Origin of the sequence: Rahnella bonaserana (assembly GCF_019049675.1) — a bacterium.
GTDB lineage: Bacteria > Pseudomonadota > Gammaproteobacteria > Enterobacterales > Enterobacteriaceae > Rahnella > Rahnella bonaserana.
In genome coordinates this window covers 35,670-48,568 of record NZ_JAFMOW010000065.1, presented here as the reverse complement: position 1 = coordinate 48,568, position 12,899 = coordinate 35,670, and the positions used below count along the sequence as shown (strand labels likewise).

Annotated in this window: 14 protein-coding genes and 1 riboswitch; of the genes, 11 read left to right on the top strand and 3 right to left on the bottom strand. The window is 53.9% G+C overall.

The window, feature by feature from the left end:
• Positions 1-255 precede the first annotated feature (255 nt).
• Positions 256-413, top strand: a riboswitch (molybdenum cofactor riboswitch).
• The 6 genes from moaA to J1778_RS15900 all read left to right on the top strand — a co-directional run bounded on the left by moaA (position 403) and on the right by J1778_RS15900 (position 3,964).
• Positions 403-1,389 carry a GTP 3',8-cyclase MoaA gene (gene moaA / locus J1778_RS15925; protein WP_217174023.1) on the top strand — a complete coding sequence of 329 codons (987 nt, stop codon included), beginning with the start codon at positions 403-405 and terminating at the stop codon, positions 1,387-1,389. It overlaps the preceding riboswitch by 11 nt.
• Before the next feature lie 31 nt (positions 1,390-1,420).
• Positions 1,421-1,933 carry a molybdenum cofactor biosynthesis protein B gene (gene moaB / locus J1778_RS15920; RefSeq protein ID WP_217174022.1) on the top strand — a complete coding sequence of 171 codons (513 nt, stop codon included), beginning with the start codon at positions 1,421-1,423 and terminating at the stop codon, positions 1,931-1,933.
• A gap of 2 nt (positions 1,934-1,935) precedes the next feature.
• Positions 1,936-2,439 (top strand): cyclic pyranopterin monophosphate synthase MoaC, encoded by a 504-nt coding sequence (gene moaC / locus J1778_RS15915; RefSeq protein ID WP_217174021.1) that lies wholly within the window; start codon positions 1,936-1,938, stop codon positions 2,437-2,439.
• Complete coding sequence (gene moaD, locus J1778_RS15910; RefSeq protein ID WP_217174020.1) at positions 2,436-2,681, top strand: molybdopterin synthase sulfur carrier subunit; 246 nt, start codon at positions 2,436-2,438, stop codon at positions 2,679-2,681. Before moaC ends, moaD begins: the two co-directional genes overlap by 4 nt.
• 1 nt (position 2,682) lies before the next feature.
• Positions 2,683-3,135: a molybdopterin synthase catalytic subunit MoaE gene (gene moaE, locus J1778_RS15905; RefSeq protein ID WP_217174019.1), complete on the top strand. Its 453-nt coding sequence runs from the start codon at positions 2,683-2,685 to the stop codon at positions 3,133-3,135.
• Positions 3,136-3,253: 118 nt separating this feature from the next.
• Positions 3,254-3,964, top strand: a complete 711-nt coding sequence (locus J1778_RS15900; RefSeq protein WP_013576373.1) for a Bax inhibitor-1/YccA family protein — start codon at positions 3,254-3,256, stop codon at positions 3,962-3,964.
• Between the two features lie 705 nt (positions 3,965-4,669).
• Here the strand turns inward: J1778_RS15900 and J1778_RS15895 are convergent.
• A complete protein-coding gene (locus J1778_RS15895; protein ID WP_217174018.1) occupies positions 4,670-5,875 on the bottom strand; it encodes a multidrug efflux MFS transporter in 1,206 nt (401 codons plus the stop codon).
• A 377-nt stretch (positions 5,876-6,252) separates the two neighbouring features.
• Between J1778_RS15895 and rhlE the strand changes: the two genes are divergently transcribed.
• On the top strand, positions 6,253-7,662 hold the full coding sequence (gene rhlE, locus J1778_RS15890) for an ATP-dependent RNA helicase RhlE (RefSeq protein ID WP_217174017.1): 1,410 nt from the start codon (positions 6,253-6,255) through the stop codon (positions 7,660-7,662).
• A gap of 73 nt (positions 7,663-7,735) precedes the next feature.
• Here rhlE and J1778_RS15885 read toward each other — a convergent pair whose 3' ends face one another.
• Entirely contained in the window at positions 7,736-8,383 is a 648-nt protein-coding gene (locus J1778_RS15885) for a helix-turn-helix transcriptional regulator (RefSeq protein WP_217174016.1), read from the bottom strand.
• A 120-nt stretch (positions 8,384-8,503) separates the two neighbouring features.
• Here J1778_RS15885 and J1778_RS15880 point away from each other — a divergent pair, with 120 nt between their 5' ends.
• From J1778_RS15880 to pbpG, 4 genes are all read left to right on the top strand, one after another.
• Positions 8,504-9,949, top strand: coding sequence for an MFS transporter (locus J1778_RS15880; RefSeq protein ID WP_217174015.1), 1,446 nt, complete (start codon positions 8,504-8,506; stop codon positions 9,947-9,949).
• Positions 9,950-10,007: 58 nt separating this feature from the next.
• Positions 10,008-10,937 (top strand): tRNA dihydrouridine(16) synthase DusC, encoded by a 930-nt coding sequence (gene dusC / locus J1778_RS15875; protein ID WP_217174014.1) that lies wholly within the window; start codon positions 10,008-10,010, stop codon positions 10,935-10,937.
• Between the two features lie 54 nt (positions 10,938-10,991).
• Positions 10,992-11,417, top strand: coding sequence for a VOC family protein (locus J1778_RS15870; protein ID WP_217174013.1), 426 nt, complete (start codon positions 10,992-10,994; stop codon positions 11,415-11,417).
• Positions 11,418-11,614: 197 nt separating this feature from the next.
• Positions 11,615-12,553 (top strand): D-alanyl-D-alanine endopeptidase, encoded by a 939-nt coding sequence (pbpG, locus tag J1778_RS15865; RefSeq protein ID WP_217174012.1) that lies wholly within the window; start codon positions 11,615-11,617, stop codon positions 12,551-12,553.
• Positions 12,554-12,753: 200 nt separating this feature from the next.
• On the opposite strand, the gene J1778_RS24945 is transcribed toward pbpG, so the two are convergent.
• Complete coding sequence (locus tag J1778_RS24945) at positions 12,754-12,837, bottom strand: small membrane protein YohP (protein ID WP_019105993.1); 84 nt, start codon at positions 12,835-12,837, stop codon at positions 12,754-12,756.
• Positions 12,838-12,899 lie beyond the last annotated feature (62 nt).

The following is a 12,899-nucleotide window of genomic DNA, read 5'->3' as shown; positions in this document are numbered from 1 at the left end:
GGAGTGGCGATATAAATCAATTTTCTGCGGGGATTTTACCTAACTTTGCAACAAGATGTTATCACTTAAGGGGGCGACATACGCAGACTCAGCGTATTCAAAATCAAACGCTTTTCGCCTTGAAAATGCAGCACTTTGTGGTGAAAAATCGTTATATATCAAAATGCATAACGAAAAACCATCTTGGCGATCCGGACTTTACGGCGTTAGAATATGCCCCGTTACCCCCGTATTCATCATCGCTCCGCTATGGACCGGATGAATCAACTCCTAGCCCTGGTTCCTAAGTTGCCTTTCTGACGTTGTTCCCACAGAAACAATATGGAGCCCTGGCCGTGACAATCAGTCACCAGGGTGCATGGCAGAAATGCCCGCATCTCCCGTATTTGGAAAGGTGTTAAGGTGCTTCAACTTACTGATGCTTTTGCCCGCAAGTTTTATTACTTGCGGCTGTCGATCACAGACGTGTGCAATTTTCGTTGCACCTATTGTCTGCCGGATGGCTACAAGCCGCACGGACACAGCAATAAAAGTTTTCTCTCGCTCGATGAAATCCGTCGGGTCAGCCGCGCGTTCGCTAACTTAGGGACGGAGAAAGTGCGTCTGACCGGTGGAGAACCGTCGCTGCGCCGCGATTTCTGCGAGATCATTGCCGCAGTGCGCGAAAATCCTTCCATCAAAACCCTCGCGGTGACCACTAACGGTTATCGTATGGCGCGTGATATCAATAAATGGCGCGATGCCGGTCTGACGAATGTGAACGTCAGCGTCGACAGTCTCGACGCCCGCCAGTTTCACGCCATCACCGGCCAGGATAAATTCCGCGATGTGATGGCCGGAATCGATGCCGCTTTTGAAGCCGGTTTCAGCAAGGTGAAAGTCAATACCGTGCTGATGCGCGATGTGAATCACGCCAGCCTGAATACCTTCCTCGACTGGATTAAAACCCGCCCGATCCAGCTGCGTTTCATCGAACTGATGGAAACCGGCGACGGTGGCGATCTGTTCCGCAAGCATCACGTTTCCGGCGAAGTTCTGCGTGAACAGCTGGTGCGTCAGGGCTGGCAGTTACAGGTTCGCTCCCGCAGCGACGGCCCCGCGCAGGTCTTCAGCCATCCGGATTATCTCGGTGAAATCGGTCTGATCATGCCGTACGAAAAAGACTTCTGCACCAGTTGTAACCGGCTGCGCGTGTCTGCCATCGGCAATCTGCATTTGTGTCTTTTCGGCGAGCAGGGCATCCCTCTGCGTGATTTATTAGCCGACGACATGCAGCAGGACGATCTGATGGACCGCATTCAGGGCGGCCTGAGCCGCAAAAAACAAACTCACTTCCTGCATGAAGGCAATACCGGAATTACCCAGAACCTGTCGTTTATCGGCGGCTGAGTCCGGCATTAATCGTTTAAGGAGCAAACTGATGAGCAAAGCCAGCAAAGAGTTTTTGCCTTTATCTGTGGCGATCATGACGGTTTCCGACCGCCGCACCGAGGCTGAAGACACGTCCGGGCATTACCTGAAAGAAGCTGTCACCGAAGGCGGGCATCACGTCGTTGCACAGCAAATCGTCAAAGAGAACGTTTACAGCATCCGCGCCGTGGTTTCTGCGTGGATTGCCGATGAAAAAATCCAGGCGATCCTGATCAACGGTGGCACCGGTTTTAACGCCGGCAATAATACGCCGGAAGCACTGAAACCGCTGTTTGACCGCGAAATTGAAGGCTTCGGCGAGTTGTTCCGTATGGTGTCGTTTGAAGATATCGGCACCTCGACGATACAGTCGCGCGCCATTGGCGGCATCGCCAACCAGACGGTGATTTTCGCCATGCCCGGCTCGACCCGCGCCTGCCAGACCGCCTGGGACAACATCATTGAAGCACAGCTCGACGCCCGTCAGGGACCGTGCAATTTCACTCCACATTTGAAGAAATAAGTATGTCTGAACTCACTCATATTAATGCTTCCGGCGATGCTCACATGGTGGATGTCTCCGGTAAAGCCGAAACTGTTCGCGAAGCGCGTGCCGAAGCCTTTGTAGAAATGGCTGCCGACACGCTGGCGATGATTATTAATGGCAATCACCACAAAGGTGATGTGTTTGCGACGGCGCGTATCGCAGGCATTCAGGCGGCGAAAAAAACCTGGGATTTAATCCCGCTGTGTCATCCGCTGTTGCTGACGAAAGTGGAAGTGAATCTCGAAGCGCAGCCAGAACATCACCGCGTACGCATCGAATCCCGCTGCCGTCTGAGTGGCAAAACCGGCGTGGAAATGGAAGCGCTGACGGCGGCCTCCGTGGCGGCGCTGACTATTTACGATATGTGTAAAGCGGTGCAGAAAGATATGGTGATTGGCCCGATCCGTCTGCTGGAAAAGACCGGCGGCAAATCCGGAGACTTTAAGGTGGAAAGTAAAGCGGAAGGTAAGGTGGAAGTATGATCGACGTTCTGTTCTTCGCGCAGGTGCGCGAACTGACCGGCACCTCCGGTCTGCAACTTCCGGCAGAATTCCCGACGGTAGAGGCATTACGTACCTCGCTGATTGCACGCGGTGACCGCTGGGCACTGGCGCTGGAATCCGGAAAATTACTGGTGGCGGTTAACCAGACACTGACCACGATGGCGCATCCGCTCACGGCAGGCGACGAAGTGGCCTTCTTCCCGCCGGTCACCGGAGGCTGATATGAGCGAGACAAAAATTGTTGTTGATGCTGCGCCGTTCAGCGTGGGTGATGAATATAACTGGCTGGCGCAATCAGACGCCGACGGTGCGGTGGTGACGTTTACCGGCAAAGTGCGTAATCACAATCTGGGTAACCATGTCAGCGCGTTAACGCTGGAACATTATCCGGGCATGACTGAAAAAGCGCTGGCAGAGATTGTTGCCGAAGCCCGTACCCGCTGGCCGCTGCAACGGGTGTCGGTTTATCACCGCGTCGGGCCGATGTATCCGGGCGATGAAATAGTGTTCGTCGGCGTGACCAGTGCGCATCGCGGCATGGCTTTCGAAGCCAATGAATTCATTATGGATCATCTGAAAACCCGCGCGCCGTTCTGGAAGCGTGAGGCCACGGAAGAGGGCGACCGCTGGGTTGATGCCCGTGACAGCGATAAACAGGCCGCGGCCCGCTGGTAAATCGCATCTCAACCGCACGCAGACCTTCCATGCTTTTCTCTCTATCTGTGATACGCTTTAAAAATCGGGAGGCTGTTTTGGCCTCATTTTTCGTCCTCCATGCAAAAGGGTAATCATCATGGATCGATATCCACGCAGTAACGGTTCAATTGTTGAACGCGCGAATACCGGCATTCAGGCGTACATGGCGCAAGTGTATGGCTGGATGTTCTGTGGTTTGCTGCTGACCGCATTTGTAGCCTGGTATGCTTCCGGCTCTGAGAAAATCATGAGTTTTGTTTTCTCCAGCCAGATTACGTTCTTCGGTCTGATCATCGCTCAGCTGGCGCTGGTGTTCGTGATTTCCGGCATGGTAAATCGCCTGAGTGGCACCGTCGCCACCGGCCTGTTCATGCTGTATTCCGCGCTGACCGGGCTGACGCTTTCCAGTATTTTCCTGGTCTACACCGGTGACTCGATTTTCGGTACCTTCATTGTCGCCGCCGGTATGTTTGGTGCGATGAGTGTCTACGGTTATGTGACCAAGCGTGACCTGACCGGCATCGGCAGCATGTTATTTATGGCGCTGATTGGCCTGGTGCTGGCGTCGCTGGTAAACATGTGGCTGAAAAGCTCCGGCCTCGCGAACATCATTTCGTACGCCGGTGTGCTGATCTTCGTCGGTCTTACCGCCTATGACACACAGAAGCTGAAAAACATGGGGGCGCAGTTGTCTGCTGATGATCGCGATAACTTCCGTAAATACTCCATTGTTGGCGCACTGACGTTGTATCTCGATTTCATCAACCTGTTCCTGATGCTGTTGCGGATTTTCGGCAACCGCCGGTAACGGTTTTTGATTGCAAACGTTTGAGAGGGGCACTGAGAAGTGTCCCTTTTTTTATGCCGGAGCCGCGGCAAAGGGCGGCTTTTAAAAAAGGATTGAGAATGTTTCGGTTTCTCACGTGCGGTGATCGCATAACTCACTGTGCCGAAACCGACCAAAGAGGGCTATGACGAGCCCTCTTTGGAATCTCCACATCTTGAACTGCGCGCTAGCGCTGGCATGATGGACATGTTCCGGCGCATTAGTGAGTGGCGCAAAATGTCATCGCTGCGCGATTCCCGAATTTCAGGTGTCGAGCCAAAGGTCTCGAACCGTTCATTCGGTGTCATTTTTGATCACGCCAATAAACTTATCTAAAAGATAAAAACAGTCTGCCGTTGATTTTAAGATTGTGCGGGCGATTCAGAAATCTTCCCGAACGGAGCGGCCTGAAGACCCAGGGCTTCAGGACCGAGAGAGGGAACCGCTCAGCGGCAAGATTTCCAGCCTGTCGCAGCGGTTGCTGAAACATAGCCAGCGAGCGTAGCGCTTGTTGAAAAAGCGAGGGGAAATCCAAAAGGGGAAAAGCACTTTCCCCTTTTGGTCGGTTTCGGCGCAGCAAGTTAAATGAACGACGTCATTAAGAAACCGAAACTTTCTCAATCAATTTTTAAGTCAAAAAGTTTCCGCTATTTCCAAATGGCCCAGACCCGCCCCGGATACCCCAGCTTACGGTATTCTGACCCGCCCCGTCGGCACCTGCCGGAAACTCCACCACACCTGCACGGTGTTGAACAACACCAGAATCGCCGTCACGATAAACACCCACCTGAAGCCGAGCAGGGCAGAAGCACTGGAGCCAATCAGCGGGCCGACCACGTTCCCCAGATACATAAACGACTGGTTGTATCCAAATATCCGGCCGGTGACCTGATCGCTGCTGTATTTCACCAGCAACGCCTGTACCGCAGGCATCAGCGCGCCATCGCCGAAACCGAGCATGAAACGTAAAATACCCAGTTGAGTTGGGGTATTAATCAGCGCCATCAGACAGAACAGGATGAAGCAAAAAACCAGCGCGGCAATAAGAATACGGTGCGCGCCAATACGGTCGCCGAGCTTGCCAAGTTTCGGGGCGGCCATCAGCGCGGAAACGCCCGGTACGGCGGCGATCACCCCGCTGATAAATGCGATGTTGCTGGTATCAGACGAAATCTCACGGATAAACAACGTCAGGATCGGGCTGATGGAACCGTTCGCCAGTTGAATCATCATGGTGGTGACGAACAGACTGACAATCAGCCAGGGATAAGGCAGCGTGGTAAATACCGCTTTACCGCTGAGGCGGTTAGCTTTGGTGACCGGCACCACGCGCTCTTTGATCAGGAATAACGTGATCAGGAAACTGATAAATAACATGCCGCTGGTGACGAAAAACACCGTGCGCAGGCCGAGATGGTCGGCCATAAAACCGCCGAGCAGCGGGCCGATAATCACCCCTGATACCTGGCCGGTAGACAGCGTGCCCAGCGCCCAGCCGCTTTTATCCCGTGGCACCTGAGAGGCCACCAGCGCCATCGCATTGGGAATATATCCGGACGTCAGCCCCATCAGTGTACGCAGGATGAAAAGCTGCCAGACGTTGGTGGCGAACCCCTGCAACATCATGACAATCGCCATACCCAGCGCGGCGCGCAGCAGCATCAGTTTTCGGCCTTTGCGGTCAGCGAGGCTGCCCCACAGCGGCGCGACAACGGCGGAAACCAGAAATGTTCCGCTGAACACCAGCCCTGACCACAGACTCAGCGATTCATGAGATGTCACGCCCAGCTGTTCGATATAAAGCGGTAAAAAAGGCAGGATCTGACTCATTGCCATGCCGGTAAAAAAACAGCCCAGCCAGACGGAGATTAAATTTACTTTCCAGGTTTCCATGTTGCAGCAAGCGAGCCTTATGGACAGAGGAATGAGAGAAACGAAGCATAGCAATCAAATCTGTGAAGTGGGACGCAAAAAGTGGGAACCCATTCATCAGATTTATAATTGATTATCCTGTGTCAATATTTGGGATTATCACGACAGATTATGCCGCCGGAAAGCGTTGCAGGAGTCAGCCTCTGTAACCGTCCGTTACAGGCTCACAGGAGATAAGTTCACGCACGGCGGCGTTCTGTGGTAGAATCCACACAACTGGCGCACTGCAGTTTGTGCCGAATCCTCGTGGTAATGCCTCATTTGCCTCGTCTGATCATCCACTCTTGAAACTGCACCGAACCCCGTTCGGGTTAGAGTGGACTGGAGCTTTTCCTTATATGTCATTTGATTCCCTCGGCTTAAGTGCCGAAATTTTGCGTGCTGTTGAAGAACAGGGCTATCGTGAACCTACGCCTATTCAGCGTCAGGCTATCCCTGTCGTGCTGGAAGGTCGTGACCTGATGGCGAGTGCGCAGACCGGTACCGGTAAAACCGCTGGTTTTACGCTGCCGCTGCTCAATATGCTCAGCCATACCAACGCGCAATTCAAAGGACGTCGCCCGGTTCGTGCGCTGATCCTGACCCCAACCCGTGAGCTGGCGGCGCAGATTGGTGAAAACGTACAGGCTTACAGCAAATACCTGACCCTGCGTTCGCTGGTGGTATTTGGTGGTGTGAGCATCAACCCGCAGATGATGAAACTGCGCGGTGGTGTGGATGTTTTGATCGCAACGCCTGGTCGTTTGCTGGATCTGGAACATCAACGTGCTGTTGATTTATCTCAGGTTGAAATTCTGGTGCTGGACGAAGCCGACCGCATGCTGGACATGGGCTTCATTCATGATATCCGTCGCGTGCTGGCGAAACTGCCTGCCAGGCGTCAGAACCTGCTGTTCTCCGCGACTTTCTCTGATGAGATTAAAGGTCTGGCGAGCAAGTTGCTGACCAACCCTGCTTCTGTCGAAGTAGCCCGTCGCAACACCGCTTCTGCGCAAATTGAACAAAGCGTTCACTTTGTTGATAAGAAACGTAAAAGAGAATTGCTGTCTCAGATGATCGGCGAAGGCGACTGGAAACAGGTGCTGGTGTTCAACCGTACCAAACACGGCGCAAACCATCTGGCTGAACAGCTGAATAAAGACGGCATCACTGCCGCAGCGATCCACGGCAACAAAAGTCAGGGTGCACGTACCCGCGCACTGGCTGATTTCAAAGCCGGTTCCATCCGCGTTCTGGTGGCAACAGACATCGCTGCGCGTGGTCTGGATATCGACCAGTTGCCGCACGTTGTGAACTACGAGCTGCCAAACGTGCCGGAAGATTATGTTCACCGTATCGGCCGTACCGGTCGTGCGGAAGCCACCGGTGAAGCGATTTCTCTGGTGTGCGTTGACGAACACAAACTGCTGCGTGATATCGAACGTTTGCTGAAACGTGAAATTCCACGCATTGCGCTGGAAGGTTACGAGCCAGACCCGAGCATCAAAGCTGAGCCGATCATCAATGGTCGTCAGGGCAGCGGCGGCGGCGGTCGTGGCGCGCCACGTCAGGGCCAGCGTCCGGGCGCACCACGTTCTGGTGCTCCACGTTCCGGCGCTCCGCGTCAGGGCGGGAATGCTCAGCGCAGCGGCACCTCAGAAAATCGTGGTTCAGAAAACCGTGGTTCAGCTGAGAACCGTCCGGCACGTTCGCGTCCTGCCCATGCAGGCCAGCGTCGCACCGGCAATGCAGGCAGCGGCAACAAGTAATTGTTATCACTGCTTTGCAAACAAACCGCCTTCACCGGCGGTTTTTTTTCGTCTGCGATCTCACGGGTCTACTTTATCTGATCACATACGCACAGCGCCGTGCGCCCTGCAAAATATGCTCGGTGCGTTGCACATCAGCATCCAGCACATCGCTGAACACATCTCGCTCTGCACGGCAAAATCCCTGACAGGTAGCGGCTGCGGCACAAATCGGGCAGTGATTTTCGATAAACAGATAGCTGCCATCTTCCTGTAAGGTCCAGTCCGCCATATAACCTTCGCGGGTACGGATATCTGTCAGTCGTTGCAATTTTTCTTCCATCGACACCGCACCGCGCATCGCCTGACGGTAGTTTTCCTGCGTGATTTTTTCCCGTGAGGTGATCAATTGTTCCAGCGCTGAATCGCCCAGAGAGGTGCGGATCAGTTGCAAAAGTTGTACGGTGAGATCGGCGTGCGCATCGGGGAATCGCGCATGGCCTGCGGCAGTCAGTTGCCAGAACTGTGAGGGGCGGCCGACGCCCTGCGAAACAGCTTTGGCTTCCACCAGACCTTCTTTCGCCAGCTTCACGAACTGCTGCCGTGCGGCTTCACCGGTGGTGCCCAAAAGGTGACCGGCATCACTGGCCTGTAATTCCCCGCGCGTTTTCAGAAGCGTCAGCAGACGTTCTGCCACACTTTGTCTGACGTCATTTTTATTTTCCAAGTCATTGCTTGACATATTACCTCGGCGGGTTCTAGATTACGTAAAACATATTCCAAGTTATTTCTTGTTTTAATCATACCATAACCACAACACGCTTCAATGCGTGGAAAGCATAAACCAAAGGGACACAGAGAAATGTCGGGAAGTCAGAACGGTTGGGCGGATTTATTCAGCGCAGAAAACCGCGGGAGTGCCATTACCCTCAGCGCCGGTGTCGCACTTTACGCCACCAACAGTTACATCGTGATCACCATTTTACCCTCCGTTGTGCAGGATATCGGCGGGCTGGCGTGGTATGCGTGGAACACCACGCTGTACGTCGTGTGCTCCATTCTGGGTTCGGCACTTTCCGCGCGTCTGATGCGAACTGCCGGACCACGCGGCAGTTATCTGATGGCGACCGGTATTTTCATTGCCGGTGCCGCGATTTGTACCGCAGCGCCGAATATGCCCGTGCTGTTGCTGGGCAGGGCGCTGCAGGGGCTGGGCGGCGGATTCCTGTTTGCGCTTTCCTACGCGATGATCAATCTCCTGTTTAAAGAATCTCTGTGGCCGCGCGCAATGGCGCTGATTTCTGCCATGTGGGGGATTGCGACCTTAATCGGCCCTGCGGTGGGCGGGATTTTTGCCGAACTGCACGCCTGGCGCTGGGCCTTTGGTTTGCTGCTGCCGGTGACGTCTTTGTTCGGGCTGTGGGTGTGGCGGATCTTGCCGAAGGCCCAGCGTGAGAAACAGGCCGATGAGCCGTTACCACTGATGCAACTGGCATTACTGACCGGCGCGGTGCTGGTGGTTTCTGCTGGAAGCTTGTCCTCCGAAGGCCTGATTAATCTGATCGGATTCGTCATTGCAGTGGTGATGGTGTTAATTCTGCGTCACCGCGAATTTACCGCTGATGTCAGACTGTTGCCGCGTAATGCATTACGCCGTTCTTCTCCGCTTTACGGCCTGTATCTGGTGATGAGCCTGCTGATTATCGGCCTCGGCTGCGAACTGTTTGTGCCTTATATGCTGCAACATTTGCACGGTCAGGCACCGCTGGCGGCCGGATATATCACGGCCGCAGCGGCTGCCGGCTGGACATTAAGTGAGGTTGCGAGCTCCGGCTGGACAGGTCGCCGTGCTGATAACGCCATTGTTTGCGGGCCGGTGATACTGGCTGCCGGTTTGCTTCTATTGTTGTTTACCGTACCCGTCGCGTTTGGTTTGCCGTGGCTGAATATCAGTGGTGTCGTCCTCGGTCTGACGCTGGCCGGTTTTGGCATCGGTCTTGGCTGGCCGCATCTGCTGACCCGCGTCCTGCAACAGGCTCCGGAAGAGGATCGCGAAAAAGCCGGTGCTTCGATAACCGTCGTCCAGTCTTTTGCTTCAGCACTCGGCGCGGCACTGGCGGGCACCGTCGCTAACTTCGCGGGCGTGAGTCAGGGCGATACCGGTGCGGCCAACGCGGCATTCTGGATGTTCCTGCTGTTTGCTATACCGGCCTTCCTGGCTGTGTGGATTGCCTGGCGTTCGGTAAAAGCCCGGCAGGCCAGCGGCAATGCGCCGGAACACCTGAGCCGCGATTTGTCGCAGGGGTAATTGCCCGGCGGCGGGCCATGCGGTAATCTTGCGCGTCATTTTTAAAGGTTGAACAACGATGCGCGTATTACTGGCTCCGATGGAAGGTGTGCTTGATCCTCTGGTTCGTGAACTTCTCACTGAAGTGAACGACTACGATTTGTGCATCACTGAGTTTGTGCGTGTGGTCGATCAGCTGCTGCCCGCCAAAGTTTTCCATCGCCTGTGCCCCGAATTACATCACGACAGCCGTACGCCTTCCGGTACCCGGGTGCGCGTACAACTGCTCGGACAATATCCGCAATGGCTGGCCGAAAATGCCGCTTTCGCCGCAGAGCTCGGCTCTTACGGTGTGGATCTCAACTGCGGCTGTCCGTCGAAAATGGTCAACGGCAGCGGCGGTGGAGCGACGTTACTTAAAGATCCTGAGCTGATTTATCAGGGGGCGAAAGCCATGCGCGCCGCCGTTCCCGCGCATTTACCGGTGACCGTCAAAGTGCGTCTTGGCTGGGATTCCCTTGAACGCAGTTTTGAAATTGCTGATGCAGTGCAACAGGCTGGTGCCACGGAGCTGACCGTTCACGGGCGAACCAAAGAAGACGGTTACAAGCCGGAGCGCATTAACTGGGCCGCGATTGGTGAAATCCGCCAGCGGCTGAGTATTCCGGTGATTGCCAACGGCGAAATCTGGGATTACGAAAGCGGTCAGGCTTGTCTGCAAACCACCGGATGTGATGCTGTCATGCTGGGGCGGGGTGCGCTGAATATCCCGAACCTCAGCCGCGTGGTGAAGTATAACGAACCGCGTATGCCGTGGCCGGACGTGATGACGCTGTTGCAGAAATATACCCGTCTGGAAAAGCAGGGCGATACCGGTTTGTACCACGTCGCGCGTATCAAACAGTGGCTGAGCTATTTGCGTAAAGAGTACGAAGAAGCGACAGAGTTATTTACTGAAGTCCGTGTGCTGAAGACGTCCAAGGAGATTGCTGAACGCATTAACCGGTGATTTCACTCCATGACGTTTTCTTCGCGCAATAACGTTTAAAAATGGAGAAACATCATGGAACACCAGGATATCGGTCTGTCTCACATCGCATTTGCTGTTAAAAATCTGGATGCCAGCATCGCTTTTTACCAGCAATTCGCCGACATGAAAGTCATTCACCGGCGCGGAGAAAAGGGCAGCACTGCCCGTCCTGTCGCCTGGCTGAGCGATATGACCCGCCATTTCGCCATCGTTCTCGCCGAAGACCCTGAAAATTCCGACACCAGACTGGGCCCTTTCGGCCATCTCGGCGTCGCCTGCGCGTCAAAAGCAGCGATGGATGCCAAACTGGCCGAGGCGCGTGCCGCAGGCGTTTTACGTCAGGAACCGACTGATTCCGGCGCGCCGGTCGGCTACTGGGCATTTCTTGATGATCCGGACGGCAATACGCTGGAATTATCTTACGGGCAGGAAATTGGTTATCTGATTGGCAACCAGTAAGTTTTAGTCAGTAGATGGATTTCAGTGCAATCTTACGCAAGTGTTCACTTACTCGCCGTTCCACGGTTTGCGGGCGCTGGTGACAGACTTTGTGACAAATAGAATTGAAAAATGCGGGTGCCAAGACTATTCGCGTCACTTATAATTCCGCCCGCTGTTTCGACATAACTCAATGACAACTTTCTAAATACAGAGCAATGCATGTGAAAATCCGTCTTCTGGTTCTGAGCTTATTAGCCTTAAATACAGGCATGTTGTCTGCACCTGCCGCTTTCGCTGCAAAGCAAGCGCAGGCCGTCGCCCCGATTGTTCAAATTGCTTCCGGCAGTGCCATGGTGGTGGATCTTAAAAGCCACGAAGTGATTTATTCGCGAAATCCTGATGAGGTGAGGCCGATTGCCTCCCTGACGAAACTGATGACCGCGATGGTCACGCTGGATGCGAATCTGCCCCTCGACGAAGTGATTAATATCGATATCAGCAATACGCCTGAAATGCGCGGCGTTTTCTCCCGCGTGAAACTCAACAGCGAAATTACACGTCGTCAGATGATTCAGCTGGCACTGATGTCTTCGGAAAACCGTGCGGCAGCCAGTCTCGCGGCGCATTATCCTGGCGGTTACTCTGCGTTCATTAAAGCCATGAATGCCAAAGCGAAATCGCTGGGAATGACCCACACGCATTATGTAGAACCTACCGGTTTGTCACCGCATAACGTCTCAACGGCACGTGATTTAACGCGCCTGCTGCTGGCCTCCCAGCGTTATCCGCTGATCGGCCAACTGAGTACCACAGCGGAAAAAACCGCGGTCTTCAGCCATCCGGCGTATGCCTTGCCTTTCCGTAATACCAATCATCTGATCATGAACCCGTCCTGGAATATCCAGCTGACCAAGACCGGTTACACCGATGATGCAGGGCACTGTCTGGCGATGCGCACCACCATCAACGGTAAACCGGTTACGCTGGTCGTGATGGATGCTTTCGGAAAATATACGGCTTTTGCCGACGCAAACCGTCTGCGCACCTGGATGGAAACGGGTAAAACCGTGCCTGTTCCGCAAATTGCGAAGAACTATCGCAAGCAGAAAGAGCAGCAGAAAACACAGCCATCCGTCGAAGAAGCAGACGACTAAAAATATCCTGCATACTTCGGACCGCAATGGCGTTGGCGACGTTCACTCACCCGAATCACTGACTAATGTCAGCTCATCGGGATTCGTTCGCTTGCCGCCTTATTGCAATCCGAATTATTTTGGATATTTCAGCAATCGCTGATAAATGAAAAAGTCCGGCCATGTGCCGGACTTTTTGTTTGCAGGGAATAAATTGATGATCAGAAAATCAGTTTAAACACCCCAGTGAGGGTCAGCAGGCCGACGATAAAGATGATGGCGATGATCCACAGAATAATTTTCATGTTTTCTCCTTAACATACTTTTCAGTCATCATCGGCCGTCCGGCTAAGCCAATGATATTCCT

Coding starts and splice junctions, on each gene's coding strand:
- moaB (WP_217174022.1), top strand. CDS start 1,421: ATGAGCAAAGCCAGCAAAGAGTTTTTGCCTTTATCTGTGGCGATCATG.
- moaC (WP_217174021.1), top strand. CDS start 1,936: ATGTCTGAACTCACTCATATTAATGCTTCCGGCGATGCTCACATGGTG.
- moaD (WP_217174020.1), top strand. CDS start 2,436: ATGATCGACGTTCTGTTCTTCGCGCAGGTGCGCGAACTGACCGGCACC.
- moaE (WP_217174019.1), top strand. CDS start 2,683: ATGAGCGAGACAAAAATTGTTGTTGATGCTGCGCCGTTCAGCGTGGGT.
- J1778_RS15900 (WP_013576373.1), top strand. CDS start 3,254: ATGGATCGATATCCACGCAGTAACGGTTCAATTGTTGAACGCGCGAAT.
- J1778_RS15895 (WP_217174018.1), bottom strand. CDS start 5,875: ATGGAAACCTGGAAAGTAAATTTAATCTCCGTCTGGCTGGGCTGTTTT.
- rhlE (WP_217174017.1), top strand. CDS start 6,253: ATGTCATTTGATTCCCTCGGCTTAAGTGCCGAAATTTTGCGTGCTGTT.
- J1778_RS15885 (WP_217174016.1), bottom strand. CDS start 8,383: ATGTCAAGCAATGACTTGGAAAATAAAAATGACGTCAGACAAAGTGTG.
- J1778_RS15880 (WP_217174015.1), top strand. CDS start 8,504: ATGTCGGGAAGTCAGAACGGTTGGGCGGATTTATTCAGCGCAGAAAAC.
- dusC (WP_217174014.1), top strand. CDS start 10,008: ATGCGCGTATTACTGGCTCCGATGGAAGGTGTGCTTGATCCTCTGGTT.
- J1778_RS15870 (WP_217174013.1), top strand. CDS start 10,992: ATGGAACACCAGGATATCGGTCTGTCTCACATCGCATTTGCTGTTAAA.
- pbpG (WP_217174012.1), top strand. CDS start 11,615: ATGCATGTGAAAATCCGTCTTCTGGTTCTGAGCTTATTAGCCTTAAAT.
- J1778_RS24945 (WP_019105993.1), bottom strand. CDS start 12,837: ATGAAAATTATTCTGTGGATCATCGCCATCATCTTTATCGTCGGCCTG.